Source organism: Pseudomonas sp. PICF141, from assembly GCF_002286815.1.
Taxonomy (GTDB): domain Bacteria; phylum Pseudomonadota; class Gammaproteobacteria; order Pseudomonadales; family Pseudomonadaceae; genus Aquipseudomonas.
Genome location: NZ_MUNM01000020.1, coordinates 80,889 through 99,172 on the forward strand (window position 1 = coordinate 80,889; position 18,284 = coordinate 99,172).

The 18,284-nt window shown below is 59.9% G+C and carries 16 protein-coding genes; 8 read left to right on the plus strand and 8 right to left on the minus strand.

Annotated features, from left to right (window positions below):
* Nucleotides 1–217: 217 nt before the first annotated feature.
* The 6 genes from BZL43_RS02625 to bioB form a co-directional block, all read right to left on the minus strand.
* Nucleotides 218–514: a pyrroloquinoline quinone biosynthesis protein PqqE gene (locus BZL43_RS02625; RefSeq protein ID WP_095630858.1), complete on the minus strand. Its 297-nt coding sequence runs from the start codon at nt 512–514 to the stop codon at nt 218–220.
* A gap of 120 nt (nt 515–634) precedes the next feature.
* A complete protein-coding gene (bioD, locus tag BZL43_RS02630; protein ID WP_095630859.1) occupies nt 635–1,315 on the minus strand; it encodes a dethiobiotin synthase in 681 nt (226 codons plus the stop codon).
* On the minus strand, nt 1,312–2,124 hold the full coding sequence (gene bioC, locus BZL43_RS02635) for a malonyl-ACP O-methyltransferase BioC (RefSeq protein WP_095630860.1): 813 nt from the start codon (nt 2,122–2,124) through the stop codon (nt 1,312–1,314). The genes bioD and bioC overlap by 4 nt, the downstream gene beginning before the upstream one ends.
* Nucleotides 2,117–2,848, minus strand: a complete 732-nt coding sequence (locus BZL43_RS02640) for an alpha/beta fold hydrolase (RefSeq protein WP_095630861.1) — start codon at nt 2,846–2,848, stop codon at nt 2,117–2,119. Before BZL43_RS02640 ends, bioC begins: the two co-directional genes overlap by 8 nt.
* Complete coding sequence (bioF, locus tag BZL43_RS02645) at nt 2,841–4,019, minus strand: 8-amino-7-oxononanoate synthase (protein ID WP_095630872.1); 1,179 nt, start codon at nt 4,017–4,019, stop codon at nt 2,841–2,843. The genes BZL43_RS02640 and bioF overlap by 8 nt, the downstream gene beginning before the upstream one ends.
* 161 nt (nt 4,020–4,180) lie before the next feature.
* Nucleotides 4,181–5,236 (minus strand): biotin synthase BioB, encoded by a 1,056-nt coding sequence (gene bioB, locus BZL43_RS02650; RefSeq protein WP_007904183.1) that lies wholly within the window; start codon nt 5,234–5,236, stop codon nt 4,181–4,183.
* Nucleotides 5,237–5,326: 90 nt separating this feature from the next.
* Here bioB and BZL43_RS02655 point away from each other — a divergent pair, with 90 nt between their 5' ends.
* From BZL43_RS02655 to rarD, 5 genes are all read left to right on the plus strand, one after another.
* Complete coding sequence (locus BZL43_RS02655; RefSeq protein ID WP_095630862.1) at nt 5,327–6,067, plus strand: ComF family protein; 741 nt, start codon at nt 5,327–5,329, stop codon at nt 6,065–6,067.
* Nucleotides 6,068–6,130: 63 nt separating this feature from the next.
* Nucleotides 6,131–6,895, plus strand: a complete 765-nt coding sequence (locus BZL43_RS02660; RefSeq protein WP_095630863.1) for a TOBE domain-containing protein — start codon at nt 6,131–6,133, stop codon at nt 6,893–6,895.
* 151 nt (nt 6,896–7,046) lie between these two features.
* Nucleotides 7,047–8,948 carry a PhoX family phosphatase gene (locus BZL43_RS02665; RefSeq protein WP_095630864.1) on the plus strand — a complete coding sequence of 634 codons (1,902 nt, stop codon included), beginning with the start codon at nt 7,047–7,049 and terminating at the stop codon, nt 8,946–8,948.
* 182 nt (nt 8,949–9,130) lie between these two features.
* Entirely contained in the window at nt 9,131–10,105 is a 975-nt protein-coding gene (locus tag BZL43_RS02670; protein ID WP_095630865.1) for a serine/threonine protein kinase, read from the plus strand.
* Between the two features lie 162 nt (nt 10,106–10,267).
* Nucleotides 10,268–11,155, plus strand: coding sequence for an EamA family transporter RarD (rarD, locus tag BZL43_RS02675; protein WP_095630866.1), 888 nt, complete (start codon nt 10,268–10,270; stop codon nt 11,153–11,155).
* Between the two features lie 215 nt (nt 11,156–11,370).
* Here the strand turns inward: rarD and BZL43_RS02680 are convergent, their stop codons facing one another.
* Nucleotides 11,371–11,889 carry a glycine cleavage system protein R gene (locus BZL43_RS02680; protein WP_095630867.1) on the minus strand — a complete coding sequence of 173 codons (519 nt, stop codon included), beginning with the start codon at nt 11,887–11,889 and terminating at the stop codon, nt 11,371–11,373.
* Between the two features lie 561 nt (nt 11,890–12,450).
* Here BZL43_RS02680 and BZL43_RS02685 point away from each other — a divergent pair.
* On the plus strand, nt 12,451–14,628 hold the full coding sequence (locus tag BZL43_RS02685) for a malate synthase G (protein WP_095630868.1): 2,178 nt from the start codon (nt 12,451–12,453) through the stop codon (nt 14,626–14,628).
* Nucleotides 14,629–14,861: 233 nt separating this feature from the next.
* On the opposite strand, the gene BZL43_RS02690 is transcribed toward BZL43_RS02685, so the two are convergent.
* Complete coding sequence (locus BZL43_RS02690; protein WP_095630869.1) at nt 14,862–15,308, minus strand: response regulator; 447 nt, start codon at nt 15,306–15,308, stop codon at nt 14,862–14,864.
* 266 nt (nt 15,309–15,574) lie between these two features.
* On the opposite strand from BZL43_RS02690, the gene BZL43_RS02695 reads away from it, so the two are divergent.
* Both BZL43_RS02695 and BZL43_RS02700 read left to right on the plus strand, forming a co-directional pair.
* Nucleotides 15,575–17,515 (plus strand): putative nucleotidyltransferase substrate binding domain-containing protein, encoded by a 1,941-nt coding sequence (locus BZL43_RS02695; protein WP_095630870.1) that lies wholly within the window; start codon nt 15,575–15,577, stop codon nt 17,513–17,515.
* Nucleotides 17,512–18,219, plus strand: a complete 708-nt coding sequence (locus tag BZL43_RS02700) for a PolC-type DNA polymerase III (protein WP_095630871.1) — start codon at nt 17,512–17,514, stop codon at nt 18,217–18,219. The genes BZL43_RS02695 and BZL43_RS02700 overlap by 4 nt, the downstream gene beginning before the upstream one ends.
* Nucleotides 18,220–18,284: the final 65 nt, after the last annotated feature.

Here is an 18,284-nt window from a genome sequence, read left to right on the forward strand (position 1 = left end):
TCAAACAGTTGTTTGAAACATACGTTTACGCCCAATTCTTGTCAAGCGCCGATCTTTTGCCGTTCGTCATAGCGTCATGAAAACCTCGGCCATGCAGTCGCGCACCGCCGTTGATTGAGCAACATGCCATGTAGGAGAGATTAGTTGAGGCAGAAGGACTTACGCAGAAAAACGCCGCGAACAGGCGCGGCGTTGGAGTAGCGAATTCAGCGAGGGTTCAGGCAAAGGTATCGATCAGCGTACCGAGCATTTCATCGGATGCCTTGGCGACTTTGACGCCCAGTTCCACCTGGAACTTGCCTTGGGACATCTCGACCATATTGCTGGCCAAGTCCGATTGCTGGCTGCGGTCTACCGAACGCAGGCGATCGACCTGAACCTGGGAGGACTGACTGGTGACCGAACGCTCGATAGTGTTGTTGGCGATCTGACCCGAAGCCTGATCGACGCGGTTCTGCCCGGTCTGAATAGTGCTCAGACCGGCATAAAAAGCGGTGTTTCCTGAGATTTCCATGGGAGAACTCGTCCTGCAAAGGATCAACAGCGGCCATTGAATCAGACACACCGACAAAAGGCCCGACAAAAACACTAATGGCACAGTGCCTTGTCATAGCTAAAACCCGAGCCAGCAAATTCAGTCCAGCAGGTCCAGTTGCAGATGCGCGGCCACCGCGTCGGCGGTCACCGACTTGAGTTTTGGCACTCGCCCCAGGCATGGCGCGGGAATGCGCTCGGCCAATGTCGCGAGGTTTTCTTCAAGGCGCGACGTCTTCGGATCGATGATGTTGGCCACCCATCCTGCCAACTGCAAACCATCCCGGGCGATCGCCTCGGCTGTCAGCAGAGCATGATTGATGCAACCGAGCCGTACACCAACCACCAGGATCACCGGCAGACCCAGCGCCATGGCCAGGTCCGACAGATTGTCCTGATCCGCCAACGGCACGCGCCAGCCGCCAGCGCCTTCGATCAAGGTGAAGTCCGCCTGCATATCGAGAATCTGCCGCATCGGTGTCAGCAGCGATTGCACGGTCAATGCCACGCCAGCCTCTCGCGCCGCCAGATGCGGTGCAATCGCCGGTTCGAACGCAACCGGATTGACCTGATCGTAGGTCAACGGTATCGAGCACTCGGCAAACAATGCCAGCGCATCGGCGTTGCGCAATCCCTTGGGCGTCCGCTCGCAGCCGGAGGCCACCGGTTTGCCCGCTGCCGTGCTCAAGCCCGCCAACCGCGCGGCATGCAGCAACCCTGCGGCGACGGTGGTCTTGCCGACATCGGTGTCCGTACCGGTGATGAAATAGGCTGCGCTCATAAGGGTTTCTCCAACACGGCGTAAACCACTTGATAAGTCGCCGGCAATCCCTGTGCCTGACGATACTGCTCGTAAGCCTGAATCAGGCCGAGGATTCGCGCCCTGCCGGTCAAACCACCCGGCCGACCGGGGTTCAAGTTGTGCGCCCCAAGTGCCTTGAGCTCATGGGTCAGGCTGCGAACATCGGGGTAATGCAGCACATGCGGCTGCGTTTCAAGGCTGATGCCCCTCAAGCCACTTTCCGCGCAAAGCTGCTGATAAACACCGAACTCGCGGAAGCGGTTGACGTGCACCATGCCGTCCACCTGACGCCAGCTGTCGCGCAATTCGTACAGCGTGCCTACACACAGACTAGCAAACGCGAAAATTCCGCCCGGTTTCAGTACCCGATACGCTTCATTGAGCACCGAGGCGAAATCTGCGCACCATTGCACCGCCAGGCTGGAGAAGACCAGGTCGCAAGTTGAATCCTGCAATGGCAAGCGTTCGGCATCGCCCGCGATGAAATGGGTCGCGCCGCCCAAGGGACGTGCGTGATTGAGCATGCCTTCTGCGATGTCCAGCGCCACTCCGGCGCTCCCAGGAAACCTCTGCGCCAAGGCTCGGCTGAAATACCCGGTGCCGCAGCCCATATCCAGCCAGCGAGCAGGGACAAACTCTTGCGGTAACCGACGTATTAACTCGCTACCCACATCGCGCTGCAATTCGGCCACGCTGTCGTAGCTCGCCGCCGCACGGGAAAAGGATGCCGCTACCTGGCGTTTGTCGGGCAAGCCGCCGGGCAGGTTGGGAAGGGATAAATCAGTCATCACCGAACTCATGCAAAAAAGCCTGAATCGCCCCCGCCACACCGTGGGGGTCTTCCAGAAGAAACCCGTGACTGGCCTGTTCAATCAGACCGATTTCGACATCCGGCAGCAGTGCCAGCAAATCCCCTGCCGCTTCGGCCGGGACCAATCCGTCGAGGCCACCAAACAAGTGCAATTGCGGACCGCCAAACGCCTGCAACGCTTGCCGGGTGTCCAGTTGTGCGAGCAACTCCAGGCCGCTCATCAGTACCGGCGAAGACGTATGCGGTGCGCCAGCGAGCAACAGTCGCGATAGTGCGCGCGGGTCTTTGCCACCTTGGGCGCATAGCAGCGAAAAACGTTTCAAGGTCATGCGCGGGTCAGCCTTGCAACCGGTCAGAAACGCATCGAAGGTCTCATCGGGCATCGCACTCGACCATTGTTCATGGGCGACAAAAGAAGGGTTACTCGCCAGCGTCACCAAGCCGCAGCAGCGGTCACCGCGTCGCGCCGCCAACTCGGACGCCAGCATGCCGCCCAATGACCAGCCACCGAGCCAGGTATCCTGGGGCAACGTCGCGTCCAACTCATCGAGCCATTCTTCAAGGTCGCTCGACTCCAGTTCCGGCAACGGCTCGATATCGACGCGCAGGTGCTCATCCAATCCCAGCAAGGCCGCCGCCAAGGGTTCGAGCGGCGAAATCCCGAGGCCCCAGCCTGGTAGCAGAATCAGACGATCACGCATGGCTTGGCTCCGGTCCCAGTTGCTGAAAACAATCGGCCAGTCCATTTAACAATAGCTGTACCTGCGCTTCGCTGTGAGCGGCGGTGAGGGTTACGCGCAAACGTGCGCTGCCCGCGGGCACGGTCGGCGGACGAATCGCAGTCACCATCAGCCCGCGTTCGCGCAGCATCTGCGACAGGCGAACCGCCCGCCCGGCGTCGCCAATCATGATCGGCTGGATCGGCGTGAAGCTGTCCATCAACTCCAGGCCAATCTGTTCGGCACCTTGGCGGAACTGGCGAATCAGCGTCTGCAGATGCTCACGTCGCCAGTGTTCGCTGCGCAACAGCTCCAGGCTTTTCAGCGTCGCGCAGGCCAGCGCCGGCGGTTGGCTGGTGGTGTAGATGTAAGGGCGAGCGAACTGGATCAGGCTTTCGACCAGCTCTTCACTGCCGGCAACAAAAGCACCCGCCGTACCGAAAGCCTTGCCGAGCGTGCCGACCAACACCGGCACGTCTTCCTGGCTCAAACCGAAATGCTCGACGATCCCGCCGCCATTGGCACCCAGCGGACCAAAACCGTGGGCGTCATCGACCATCAGCCAGGCGCCTTTGGCCTTGGCTTCCCGCGCCAGCGCCGGCAGGTCGGCGATGTCACCGTCCATGCTGAACACGCCATCGGTGACCACCAGCGTATTGCCGGTGGCCTTCTCCAGGCGCTTGGCCAGACTGGCCGCGTCGTTATGCAGATAACGATTGAAACGCGCACCGGACAACAACCCGGCATCCAGCAACGACGCATGATTGAGCCGGTCTTCCAGCACCGTATCGCCCTGCCCGACCAATGCGGTGACCGCGCCGAGGTTGGCCATGTAACCGGTGGTGAACAGCAAGGCTCGCGGGCGGCCGGTGAACTCGGCGAGGGCTTCTTCCAGTGCGTGATGCGGGCCGCTATGACCGATCACCAGATGCGAAGCACCACCGCCCACGCCCCATCGCGACGCGCCGGCGCGCCAGGCTTCGATCACTTGCGGGTGATTGGCCAGGCCCAGGTAATCGTTGTTACAGAACGCCAGCAACGGCTGACCATCGACCACCACTTCCGGCCCTTGAGGGCTTTCGAGCAGCGGGCGCTGGCGATAAAGGTTTTCGGCACGACGGGCAGCAAGGCGTGCGGCGAGATCGAAAGACATGCAGGCCTCGACGGTCATTTGACAATCTGATGCAGGAACAATGGACGTGACTGCAAACCGAGTCGCGGCCATCGCGGGCAAGCCACGCTCCCACAGGTTCTATGCAGTTCCTTGTGGGAGCGAGGCCATGACTTCCAACATCAGAAGAATCGGTGAAGGTTTCAGACAGCCGCGTTATAGAACATCTCGCTGCTCTTCTGCTCCACCAGCGCCTGTTCGATGGCGGCCTGATGCACTTCGTCGGCGTGCTCTTCGCGGGCTTCCGGCAGGATGCCCAGACGCGAGAACAGTTGCATGTCCTTGTCCGCCTGAGGGTTGGCGGTGGTCAGCAGTTTTTCGCCGTAGAAAATCGAGTTGGCGCCGGCAAAGAACGCCAGGGCTTGCATCTGCTCGTTCATCGCTTCACGACCAGCGGACAGACGCACGTGGGATTTGGGCATCAGGATGCGGGCGACAGCGAGCATGCGGATGAAGTCAAACGGGTCGACATCGTCGGCATTTTCCAGCGGCGTGCCGGCGACCTTCACCAGCATGTTGATCGGCACCGACTCTGGATGCTCAGGCAGGTTAGCCAGCTGGATCAGCAGGTTGGCACGGTCGTCGAGGGACTCGCCCATGCCGAGAATGCCGCCGGAGCAGATCTTCATCCCCGAATCACGCACGTAAGCCAGGGTTTGCAGGCGTTCGCTGTACGTACGGGTAGTGATGATGCTGCCGTAGAACTCCGGCGAGGTGTCGAGGTTGTGGTTGTAGTAGTCCAGGCCGGCTTCGGCCAGGGCGACGGTCTGGTCCTGATCGAGACGACCGAGGGTCATGCAGGTTTCCAGGCCCATGGCTTTCACGCCTTTGACCATTTCCAGCACGTAAGGCATGTCTTTGGCCGACGGGTGCTTCCACGCCGCGCCCATGCAGAAACGGGTCGAACCGATGGCCTTGGCGCGCGCGGCCTCTTCGAGGACCTTCTGCACTTCCATCAGCTTTTCTTTTTCCAGGCCAGTGTTGTAGTGGCCGGACTGCGGACAATATTTGCAATCTTCCGGGCACGCACCGGTCTTGATCGACAACAGCGTCGAGACCTGGACACGGTTGGCGTCGAAATGCGCGCGGTGCACCGTCTGCGCCTGGAACAACAGGTCGTTGAATGGCTGAACGAAGAGTGCTTTGACTTCGGCCAAAGACCAGTCATGACGCAGGGTTGCAGTGGTGCTGGCGCTCATGGGCGTTTCCTTGTTTATGCTTGGCAAGCGGCTGGGGAATGGAATACCCACAGACGCGACACGGATGTTCGGCATATTTAAGGAAGAGCGATGCGCTGTCAACCACGATACGTAGGACCGGTTTACATCTGGTTAAACAATAACCAACACTGCTTACTCTGCAGCGAAGCGACAGAAGATGTCCGGCCAATCTGCATGGCCTGCGAAACCGACCTGCCCTGGCTGGGCGAGCATTGCCAGACGTGCGCCTTGCCCTTGCTTGCCACGGGCCTGACGTGCGGCCAATGCTTGAAACAACCGCCAGCCTTCGAGCGAGTCGCAGCGCCTTGGACTTACAGCTTTCCCGTCGACAGTCTGATCACGCGCTTCAAGCACAGCGCGAAGTGGCCGTTTGGTCGCCTGCTCGCCGAGCTTCTCGCTCAGTTCCTGCAACATCGCTTCGATGAGGATCTGGATCGGCCCGCTGCGCTGATACCGGTACCGCTGGCCGCCAAACGTCTGCGCCAGCGGGGTTTCAACCAGGCGGTGATGCTCGCCCGCTGGCTCAGCGCCAGCCTCGACATTCCCTGTGATGAAACGCTGTTGCAGAGGATTAAGGACACCAGCGCGCAACAAGAGCTGAATGCCGACGCCCGTAAAAAGAACTTGCGCCACGCCTTTGCCCTGGCGCCTGCGGCCTCAATCAAGGGCCGCCACTTCGCCTTGGTCGACGACGTGCTGACTACCGGCGCCACCGCCCAGGCCCTGGCTCGCTTGTTGAAGGAGGCAGGCGCCGCGCAGGTCGATGTCTATTGCCTGGCCCGAACCCCAAAACCTGGCGATGGAGACTGACTTGACTCCCGCACGCCAAGCCGCCAACGTCCTGTCCATCGTCACAGCCCAAAGCGTCTCGCCATGTCCTTGCCTACGTTGTTGTCCCAGCACATTGCCCGCCGCCCGCAGCGCATCGCGTTGCTGCAACACATCGCCGAACAAGGCTCGATCACCCGCGCGGCGAAAAGCGCGGGCCTGAGTTACAAAGCGGCGTGGGATGCCATCGACGAGCTGAACAATCTCGCGCAGAAACCGCTGGTGGAGCGTAACGTCGGCGGCAAGGGCGGTGGCGGCGCCAAGCTATCCAGCGAAGGTGAGCGTGTATTGCGCCTGTATCAAAAGCTGCAAGCCTTGCAGACGCAGGTGCTGGAAGCCGCCGAAGAGGCCAGTGACCTGGACCTGCTCGGTCGGCTGATGCTCAGAACCAGTGCGCGTAACCAACTGCACGGCAAAGTCGTGGCGATCGACGCACAAGGACGCAACGACCGCATATGCCTTGAACTGGCCGAAGGTTTGCGGATCGATGCGCAGATCACCCATGACAGCACCCTGCGCCTGGAACTGCAGACCGGCACCGAAGTGGTGGCACTGATCAAAGCCGGTTGGCTGGAATTGTTGGGCATCGATCAAGCCGCGACGCCCGGCAACAACTGCCTGAAGGGCATTATCGAAGAAATCCTTGACGCCGATGACGGCCCCAGCGAAGTGCGCATCGGCTTGCCCAATGGCCAGACACTTTGCTCCCTGGCCGAGCAGCGGCACTTGAAAACCCTCGAACTCACCGCCGGAAAACCGGTGCAGGTGCAATTCGCTCCGTCCAACATTCTGCTGGGCACACCGCTGTAGGAGCTGCCGAAGGCTGCGATCTTTTGATCCTGAATTTAAGATCAAAAGATCGCAGCCTTCGGCAGCTCCTACGAAGATCAAAGCAGCGGCTGCAACAAAAGCTTCATCGACCACCATTAAGGTGGCTGCAAAAACCCGCAGGGAGCCTGATGTGAGCTTATTAGAAGACAACCAACCCACCGACCTGGAAAAAATGGTCGGCCTCAGCCGTCGTGGCTTCATCAGCGCGGGTGCCCTCTGCGGTGCGGCGATGTTTCTCGGTGGCAACCTGCTGAGTCGCAGCGTACTGGCCGCCAGCGTCAGCGCCGGCTCCAGCAACCTGTTGGGTTTCGACAGCATCGCCGCTGCCACGACCGACACTATCACTTTGCCGCCGGGCTACAAATCCTCGGTACTGATCAGTTGGGGCCAGCCGCTGCAAAAGAACGGTCCGGCGTTCGACCCAAGCGGCAACGGCACGGCCCAGGCACAGGAAGTCCAGTTCGGCGACAACAACGACGGCATGAGCCTGTTCGAATTCCCCGGTGAAAAAGACCGTGCGCTGATGGCAATCAACAACGAATACACCAACTACCATTACCTTTACCCCCACGGCGGCATGCCGCAATCGGCGCAAGACGTGCGCAAGGCCCTGGCCTGTGAAGGCGTGTCGGTCATCGAAGTGCAGCGCAAGAACGGCCAGTGGCAGTTCGTCCAGGGCTCGCGCTACAACCGCCGCATTCACGGCAACTCGCCGTTGCGCCTGAGCGGTCCGGCGGCGGGTCACGAGCTGATGAAAACCAGCGCCGACAAACACGGCAAGAACGTCCTCGGCACCTTCCAGAACTGCGCCAACGGCAAAACGCCGTGGGGCACTTATCTGACCTGCGAAGAGAACTTCACCGACTGCTTCGGCAGCAGCAATGCCGAGCAGAAGTTCGACGCTGCGCAGAAACGCTACGGCGCGGTAGCGGCCAGCAAAGAGATCAACTGGCATCAACACGATCCGCGTTTCGACCTGGCGAAAAACCCCAACGAACTCAATCGTCATGGCTGGGTGGTGGAAATCGACCCGTTCGATCCGCAATCAACGCCGGTCAAACGCACCGCGCTGGGCCGCTTCAAACATGAAAACGCCGCCCTGGCCGAAACCAATGACGGTCGCGCTGTGGTGTACATGGGCGACGATGAACGTGGCGAATTCATCTATAAATTCGTCAGCCGCGACAAGATCAACCACAAAAACCCCAAGGCCAACCACGACCTGCTGGATCACGGCACCTTGTACGTGGCGCGTTTCGACGCGGGCGATGGCAATGTTGATCACCCCAAAGGCCAAGGCCAGTGGATCGAACTGACCCATGGCAAGAACGGCATCGATGCCAGCAGCGGTTTTGCCGATCAGGCCGAAGTGCTGATTCATGCACGCCTCGCAGCCAGCGTTGTGAGCGCTACGCGCATGGATCGCCCGGAATGGATTGTCGTCAGCCCCAAGGATGGCCAGGTGTATTGCACCCTGACCAACAACGCCAAACGCGGCGAAGAAGGCCAACCGGTAGACGGGCCCAACCCGCGCGCGAAGAACGTCTACGGGCAAATCCTGCGCTGGCGCACCGACCATGATGATCACGGCTCGAAAAGCTTTGCCTGGGACTTGTTTGTGGTCGCCGGCAACCCGAACGTGCACGCCGGCACGCCGAAAGCCGGCTCGTCGAATATCACCCCGCAGAATATGTTCAACAGCCCGGACGGCTTGGGCTTCGACGAGGCCGGTCGCCTGTGGATCCTCACGGATGGCGACTCGAGCAACGCAGGCGACTTTGCGGGAATGGGCAACAACCAGATGCTCTGTGCCGACCCGATGACGGGCGAGATCCGTCGCTTCATGGTCGGCCCGGTGGGCTGCGAGGTGACGGGGATCAGCTTCTCGCCGGATCAGAAAACCTTGTTTGTCGGGATTCAGCATCCGGGGGAAAACGGCGGCTCTACGTTCCCTGAGCACCTGCCCAACGGCAAACCGCGGTCTTCGGTGATGGCGATTTCCCGCGAGGATGGCGGGATCGTCGGCGCCTGATCGGGCCTCTTCGCGGGCAAGCCTCGCTCCTACAAGGGATCACGCTGAACCTGTAGGAGCGAGGCTTGCCCGCGAAGGCGTCATCCCAAACACCACTGATCTCAACCCCTCCCCCTAAAGAAGCCCCGTCTGCGCTACCATGTCTGGCCCGACGCGGCAGCCTGCCGCGCGCAGGAGTCAGCATGGCCCACCCGTTTGCAACGCTTACCCCAGACCTCGTGCTCGATGCCGTCGAAAGCATCGGCTTTCTCAGCGACGCCCGCATTCTGGCGCTCAACAGCTACGAGAACCGTGTCTATCAAGTCGGCATCGAAGACTCCGAGCCACTGATCGCCAAGTTCTACCGCCCGCAACGCTGGACCAACGAAGCGATTCTCGAAGAGCACCAATTCACCTTCGAACTCGCCGAGTGCGACGTACCGGTGGTCGCACCGATGATTCACAACGGTACCAGCCTGCACGAACACAACGGCTTCCGTTTCACCCTGTTTCCCCGTCGCGGCGGCCGTGCGCCGGAGCCAGGCAATCTCGATCAGCTGTATCGCTTGGGGCAACTGCTGGGTCGGCTGCACGCGGTCGGTTCAACCAAACCGTTCGAGCACCGTGAAGCGCTGGGAGTAAAGAACTTCGGTCAGGATTCGCTGACGACTTTGCTCGAAGGCAATTTCGTACCCAAAAGCTTGCTGCCGGCCTACGAGTCCGTGGCCCGTGACCTGCTCAAGCGTGTCGAAGAGGTCTACAAGGCCACGCCGCATCAGAACATCCGCATGCACGGCGATTGCCATCCCGGCAACATGATGTGCCGCGATGAGATGTTCCACATCGTCGACCTCGACGATTGCCGCATGGGCCCGGCGGTGCAGGATATCTGGATGATGTTGGCCGGTGATCGTCAGGAATGTCTGGGGCAGTTGTCGGAATTGATGGACGGCTACAACGAATTCCACGACTTCGACCCGAGGGAACTGGCGCTGATCGAACCGCTACGCGCCTTGCGCCTGATGCACTACAGCGCCTGGCTCGCCCGTCGCTGGGACGACCCGGCCTTCCCCCGCAGCTTTCCGTGGTTCGGCACCGAGCGCTATTGGGGCGATCAAGTACTGGCATTGCGTGAGCAATTGGCTGCGCTGAATGAAGAACCACTGAAACTCTTCTAAACCCCACACCCCCTGTAGGAGCGAGGCTTGCCCGCGAAGAACGATGATGCGGTTCGTCAGACAAACCGCGTTATCGTTCTTCGCGGGCAAGCCTCGCTCCTACAAAAAACATGACACATCTATACAATCCCCTCTTTGTTAGCTGCCTAAGCAAGGATTCTCATGCAAGCCGCCAACCTGCGTCGCGGGTATATTCTGGGCCTGAGTGCCTACATCATCTGGGGCCTGTTCCCGCTCTACTTCAAAGCCATTGCCAACGTACCCGCCGTAGAGATCATCATCCACCGAGTGCTCTGGTCCGCGCTGTTCGGCGCTTTGCTGCTGCTCGTCTGGAAACATCCCGGCTGGTGGCGCGAGCTGCGTGATAACCCGCGACGGCTGGCAATCCTGGCCCTGAGCGGCACGCTGATCGCGGCCAACTGGCTGACTTATGTCTGGGCGGTGAACAACGGGCGCATGCTTGAAGCCAGCCTCGGTTACTACATCAACCCACTGGTCAACGTGTTGTTGGGGATGCTGATCCTTGGCGAACGGTTGCGGCGCATGCAATGGCTGGCGGTTGGCCTCGCGGCGATCGGTGTCGCGCAGCAAGTGTGGCAAGTCGGCAGCTTGCCGTGGGTGTCGCTGGTGCTGGCGTTGACCTTCGGTTTCTACGGACTGATCCGCAAGCAGGCACCGGTCAAGGCGCTACCGGGGCTGGTGGTGGAAACCTGGATGCTGGTGCCGATTGCCATCGCCTGGTTGTTGTTCAATCCAACGGCAAGCAGTGCGCAAGCCGAATTCTGGACCACCTCCGAAGCCTGGTGGTTGGTGGCTGCCGGTCCCGTGACGCTGGTGCCGCTGGTGTGCTTCAACGCCGCCGCCCGACACCTGCCCTACACCACGCTCGGATTTCTCCAGTACCTGGCGCCCACGCTGGTGTTGTTGCAGGCCGTTCTGCTGTTCGGCGAGCACTTGTCATCCAGCACGCTGGTGGCGTTCATCTTTATCTGGGCAGGTCTGGCGGTTTACAGCGTCGACGCGTGGATAAGTCTGCGTCGCCGCAGCTGATCAGAAAACGTACAAACCTCTACAGGCCACGTCTTCCGTGGCCTGCATCGATCAGCCCCAAGGTTATCCACAGCGTGATCCCCGGCGATTGTGCGCAAGTCACTGAAACTGCTGGTTTTTTGATCAAATCCTGAAGACCCTCGGCCGGCGTGGCCTGGCGAGGTGTCTCTACAGGTTATCCACAGGCCGGTGCACGTATAACTTGGATAACCTTTTCAGGGTTCGCTGCGCAGGACCAATTCGACCATCAGATCGTCGGCCAGGGTTTCCAGGCTCGATTGCAGCTTCTCCAACGATAAGGTCAGCGGTACCGCGAGAATCGCTTCAGCGCGGAATAAAGGCTCGCTGCTCATGGGCGCCGGTTGAACTTCGGTCATCAGCTGTTCCAGGTTCACGCCCATCTCACTCAGCAGGCGCGTAATGTCTCGCACGATGCCCGGCCGATCATTGCCCACCAGTTCCATGGCAATCGGCTTCCAGGTGCAGGACTGTTCGATGCCGCTTTCGGCGATCAGTACGCGGATGCCCTGGGTCGATAATCCGTGTAGGGCATCGACCAGTTCGTCGTAGGCCTCGGCCGGCACACCCACCCGAAGAATCCCGGCGAACTGTCCAGCCATGCGCGACATGCGACTTTCCAGCCAGTTACCGCCATGCGCGGCAATGCATTGAGCGATGCGCTCGACCTGCCCGGGCTTGTCTGGAGCAATTACAGTGAGTACGAGATGGTCCATGGCGCAGCCCTCTGGTCATGACTTTTGTTATAGAAAAACAAGTATAGGCAAGGGTTGATCATGCGCTGAATCGGATGATGTCTTCGCGGGCAAGCCTCGCTCCTACAAGTCAGCGTTGGCATGAACGACGCAGATCTGTAGGAGCGAGGCTTGCCCGCGAAGGGGCACCTCCAGCAATTCTGCCAAACCATAAATCGTGTACAAGTTTTTATATTTAACTGGAACAATCCAATGGTTTTTTGAGAACATCCTGTTCCTCGCCATGACCGCAATGCGTCATGGGGTCGCAGAACGACGTATTTAGTCTAATTTTCACAACCGCAATTCATCATGTAGTATGCCGCAGCACGCACTACATAACGCTGGATCGATGTCTGCCGCAGGTCCGTCGCAACCCCTCAAAGCCCTGTCAGCAAGGCCGCAAAGCCGTTGATCGGATCGAACCCAGCCGCCAGCAATGGCATGTACTGGTAGAAGGGGTTTGTGGTTTAAATGGCCAGGGGCTTCATTGTTAAATTGAAGAGCTGAAAAGCGAAATAGCTGAGCAGAGTGAGGCAAGCAATGACTGAACACGTTCAAGTCGGTGGCCTGCAGGTCGCCAAAGTCCTGTTCGACTTCGTGAACAACGAAGCCATTCCCGGAACCGGCCTCACCGCCGACACGTTCTGGGCCGGTGCCGACAAGGTCATCCATGACCTGGCGCCGAAGAACAAAGCCCTACTCGCCAAACGTGATGATTTCCAGGCACGTATCGATGCCTGGCACCAGGCTCGTGCAGGTGTTGCGCACGATGCGGTGGCTTACAAAGCCTTCCTGCAAGACATTGGTTATCTGCTGCCAGAAGCGGCCGATTTCCAGGCAACGACGCAAAACGTCGATGATGAAATCGCCCGCATGGCCGGCCCACAGCTGGTGGTGCCGGTGATGAACGCGCGCTTCGCGCTCAATGCTTCGAACGCCCGCTGGGGCTCGCTGTATGACGCGCTCTATGGCACCGACGCCATCAGCGAAGCGGACGGCGCGGAGAAAGGCAAAGGCTACAACAAGGTTCGCGGCGACAAGGTCATCGCCTTCGCCCGCGCCTTCCTCGACGAAGCGGCCCCACTGGCGGCCGGCTCCCATGTCGACTCCACTGCGTACAAAATCGTCGACGGTAAACTGGTCGTCACGCTCAAGGGTGGCAGCAACAGCGGCCTGCGTGACGATGCCCAACTGATCGGTTTCCAGGGCGATACCTCGGCACCGATCGCTGTGCTGTTGAAACACAACGGCCTGCACTTCGAAATCCAGATCGATGCCAGCACCCCGGTCGGCCAGACCGATGCGGCCGGCGTCAAAGACATCCTGATGGAAGCCGCGCTGACCACCATCATGGATTGCGAAGACTCGGTTGCCGCGGTCGATGCCGATGACAAAGTGGTGATCTACCGCAACTGGCTCGGCCTGATGAAAGGCGATCTGTCGGAAGAAGTCGCCAAGGGCGGCCAGACTTTCACCCGTACCATGAATGCCGATCGCACTTACACCGGTGTCGATGGCAAAGCACTGAGCCTGCACGGTCGTTCGCTGTTGTTCGTGCGCAACGTCGGTCACCTGATGACCATCGACGCGATCCTCGATAAAGACGGCAACGAAGTGCCTGAAGGCATTCTCGACGGTCTGGTGACCTGCCTCGCGGCGATGCATAGCCTCAACGGCAACAGCTCGCGCAAGAACAGCCGTACCGGTTCGGTCTATATCGTGAAGCCGAAGATGCACGGCCCGGAAGAAGCGGCGTTCACCAACGAGTTGTTCGGTCGCATCGAAGACGTGCTGGGCTTGCCGCGCAACACCCTCAAAGTCGGAATCATGGACGAGGAGCGCCGTACCACGGTCAACCTCAAGGCCTGCATCAAGGCTGCCAGCGAACGCGTAGTGTTCATCAACACCGGTTTCCTCGACCGCACGGGCGATGAAATCCACACCTCCATGGAAGCCGGCCCGATGGTGCGCAAGGCCGACATGAAGGCCGAGAAATGGATCAGTGCCTATGAGAACTGGAACGTCGACATCGGCCTGAGCACCGGCCTGCAAGGTCGCGCCCAGATCGGTAAAGGCATGTGGGCCATGCCGGACCTGATGGCCGCGATGCTCGAACAGAAAATCGCTCACCCGATGGCCGGTGCCAACACCGCCTGGGTTCCATCGCCGACCGCCGCCGCGCTGCACGCGCTGCATTACCACAAGGTCGACGTGTTCGCCCGTCAGGCCGAACTGGCCAAACGCGCTCGCGCTTCGGTGGACGACATCCTGACTATCCCGTTGGCGGTCAACCCGAACTGGACGCCGGAGCAGATCAAGAACGAACTGGACAACAACGCCCAGGGCATTCTTGGCTACGTGGTGCGCTGGATCGACCAGGGCGTGGGTTGCTCGAAAGTGCCGGACATCAATGACGTCGGCTTGATGGAAGACCGTGCGACGCTGCGTATTTCCAGCCAGCACATCGCCAACTGGCTGCGCCACGGCATCGTCACTGAAGATCAGGTGATGGAAAGCCTCAAGCGCATGGCGCCGGTGGTTGACCGTCAGAACGCCAACGACCCGCTGTACCGTCCGCTGGCACCGAATTTCGACAGTAACATCGCCTTCCAGGCGGCGGTCGAATTGGTGGTCGAAGGCACCAAACAGCCAAACGGCTATACCGAGCCGGTGTTGCACCGTCGTCGTCGCGAGTTCAAGGCTGCCAATGGCCTTTGAGTAAACGCTGATGTCGTAAATGAAAAAGCCCTGATCGAAAGATCGGGGCTTTTTCATTTGTGCATGCTTTTCCTGTGGCGAGGTCCTGTGGCGAGGGGGCTTGCCCCCGTTGGGTCGCGAAGCGGCCCCATGCATTCTTTCGTACGCAGCATCGGCAGAATCTACGACTGCTGCGCAGCCGAACGGGGGCAAGCCCCCTCGCCACAACGGCGACGTGCAACAACTGAGAGCCGCTACACATCCATCCCCAGCTCATGCTTGACCAATTCAAGCAGTTTGCCGCTGTCGATGGGCTTGAGCAGAAAGTCCACTACGTGCAAGTGCATGGCTTCGATCGCATCCTTCACGTCGGCATCACCGGAAACGATGATGACCGGCAACGCTGCTCGCGCCGACTCCCGTACCTGACGAATCAGTTCCAGACCATCGACGTTCGCCATCCGCAGGTCGGTTATCACCAGCCCGATTGATGACTTCGTCTCCAGCAATTTGAGCGCCGCTTTGCCACTGGCCGCCGTCATGCAGTGAATGCCGTCCAGCCCCAGAATTTCCGACAACAACTCCCTGGAGTCTTTATCGTCATCGACGATCAGCACCCGTTGCGGCGGCAAGTCTGGTTCCAACATGACGGAACTGAGCGCTTCGCGCTCGGCATCACTCAAAATATCGTGGTCGGACATGGCTTTCTCAACGTTTTTGATTCGAACCCTGACACAGTGTGTCTGACATCGCTCAGCAGAGCTTCAATGTGCACTTCGTCGGAAATTGTTCCAATAGACAATGTAGGGGGTTTTTCCCACAATCGTGTCGGACCTTTCCCGTATTTCGGCCGCTGCACTGCCTACCTAGACTTACGTCCAATGGGCACCCTGCCCGTAGGGGCCGACCATGCCCGTAACGATCTGACACAACGATCCGACACAACAATTCAAAAAAGACTGCGGTAATGGTTATGAGTAAAGCGGACGCCTTCACCCAGGCAGGGAAAACCGCGGTGTTGCAGAACATCCAGGGCACTTTGCAATTCCTGCAGCGCTTCCCGCCATTCAATCAGATGGAAAACGCCCACTTGGCCTATCTGGTCGAGCAATGTCAGCTGCGTTTTTATGCCCCCGGCGAAAGCATCATCAAACCCGCCGATGGCCCGGTTGAGCATTTCTACATCGTCAAACAGGGCCGGGTCGTGGGCGAACGCCCGCACACGGCCAAGGGCGGGACCGAAACCACTTTCGAAATCACCATCGGCGAATGTTTCCCCCTCGCCGCGCTGCTGGGGGAACGGGCGACTCGCACCGAACATCTGGCGGCCGAAGACACCTTTTGCCTACAGCTCAATAAGCTGGCGTTCATCAAACTGTTCGCCCTTTCCAGCCCGTTTCGTGACTTTGCCCTACGCGGGGTAAGCAGTTTGCTGGATCAGGTCAACCAGCAAGTCCAGCAAAAAGCCGTGGAAACCCTCGGCACCCAGTACTCGCTCAATACCCGACTGGGTGAACTGGCCATGCGTCACCCGGTGACTTGCAGCCCGACCACTGCGCTGCGTGAAGCCGTAACGCTGATGCACAATCAACAAGTCGGCAGCATTGTGGTGGTTGATGAGCACAAGGCGCCGCTGGGCATTTTCACCCTGCGCGACTTGCGACATGTGGTGGCCAACGGCACCAGCGACTTCAATGAAGCCATCGAAGGGCATATGACCCGGGCGCCGTTTTACCTGACGCCGGACCACAGCGCCTTCGACGCCGCGATTGCCATGACCGAACGGCACATCGCCCACGTCTGCCTGGTCAAGGACCAGCGCCTGTGCGGCGTGGTCTCGGAACGCGACCTGTTTTCTCTGCAACGGGTTGATCTGGTGCATCTGGCGCGGACTATTCGCAGCGCCCAGAAGCTGGAAAACCTGGTAGCGATGCGCGGTGAAATCGGCCAATTGGTGGAGCGGATGCTGGCCCATGGCGCGTCCTCGACCCAGATCACCCACATCATCACTCTGCTCAACGACCACACCGTGTGCCGGGTAATCGAACTGGTGCTCGCCGAGAAAGGTGACCCCGGCGTGCCCTTCAGTTGGTTGTGCTTCGGCAGCGAAGGCCGCCGCGAGCAGACGCTGCACACTGATCAGGACAACGGCATTCTGTTCGAGGCCCGCGACGCGGCCCACGCCGCCGAGATTCGCGGCAAGTTGCTGCCCATCGCCCAGCAAATCAATCAGAACCTGGCGCTGTGCGGCTTCACCCTGTGCAAAGGCAAGATCATGGCCGGCAACCCCGAGCTGTGTTTGTCCCGGGCCGAATGGGCGCGACGTTTTGCGGCGTTTATCCGCGAGGCGACGCCGGAAAACCTCTTGGGGTCGAGCATTTATTTCGACCTGCGCGTGGTCTGGGGCGACGAGCGAGGCTGCGAGCAACTGCGCCAAGGCATTCTCGATCAAGTCGGCGACAACCGCTTGTTCCAGCGGATGATGGCCGAAAACGCCCTGCGTAACCGCCCACCCGTAGGACGTTTCCGCGAATTCGTGCTGGCGCGCAAGAATGGCGAGAAAGCCACCCTCGACCTGAAACTCCAGGGCTTGACCCCGTTCGTCGATGGCGCTCGAGTACTGGCCCTGGCCCATGGCATCGACGCCAACAATACCCTGGAGCGCTTTCGCCAATTGGTGGACAAAGAAGTCATCGAGCGGCTGGACGGCGCGGCGTATGAAGAGGCGTATCACTTCATCCAGCAAACCCGCATGCAGCAACATCAGCTACAGACCCGGGAGAATTTTCCCTACTCCAACCGCGTCGATCCCGACAGCCTCAACCATCTGGACCGACGCATCCTGCGTGAATCCCTGCGCCAGGCCCAACGCCTGCAAAGCAGCCTGACCCTGCGGTATCAGTTATGAGCCTTTTTTCATGGCTGCGCCCGGTCAGCCCCATTTTGCCCGGCGAACTGCAACAACGTCTGGAGCGTTTGCCTGCCGTGACCGAGCTGGGCGATTGCAGCCTGCGCGAACAACGCTGGGTGGTGCTCGACCTGGAAACCACCGGGCTGAACCTGAATAAGGATCGGCTGCTGTCCATCGGCGCGGTGGTGATCGAGGACGGAGCGATCGATTTCAGCCAGCAGTTCGAACGCACGCTGCAATGCACCGAACTCAAACTCGGCCCCAGCGTGTTGATTCACGGCCTGGGCCCGAGCGCCATTGCCGCCGGCAGCGACCCGGCGCAAGCCTTGCTCGAATTCATGGAGTTCGTCGGCGACAGTCCGGTGTTGGCGTTTCATGCGCCGTTCGACCAGCACATGCTGGGGCGCGCGCTGAAAGAACATCTGGGCTATAAGTTGCAGCATCCGTTTCTGGACGTGGCCGACATCGCGCCGCTGCTTTGCCCACAGGCACACATCCGCGAGGCCGGGCTGGACGAGTGGATCGACTGGTTCAAGCTGGAGGTTTTCGAGCGGCACAACGCCAGTGCCGATGCCTTGGCGACGGCGGAACTGGTGCTGATTCTGTTCAGCCGGGCGCGACAGCAGCAGATTCATAGCCCGTTGAATTTGCAGCAGCGGCTGAGCCAGTGGAAGCGGCGGCGGCAGGCTCCGTCCTTCTAGATTTTCGGTGACTGTTCGGGCCCCATCGCGGGCAAGCCACGCTCCCACAGGTTTTTCGTCGTCCG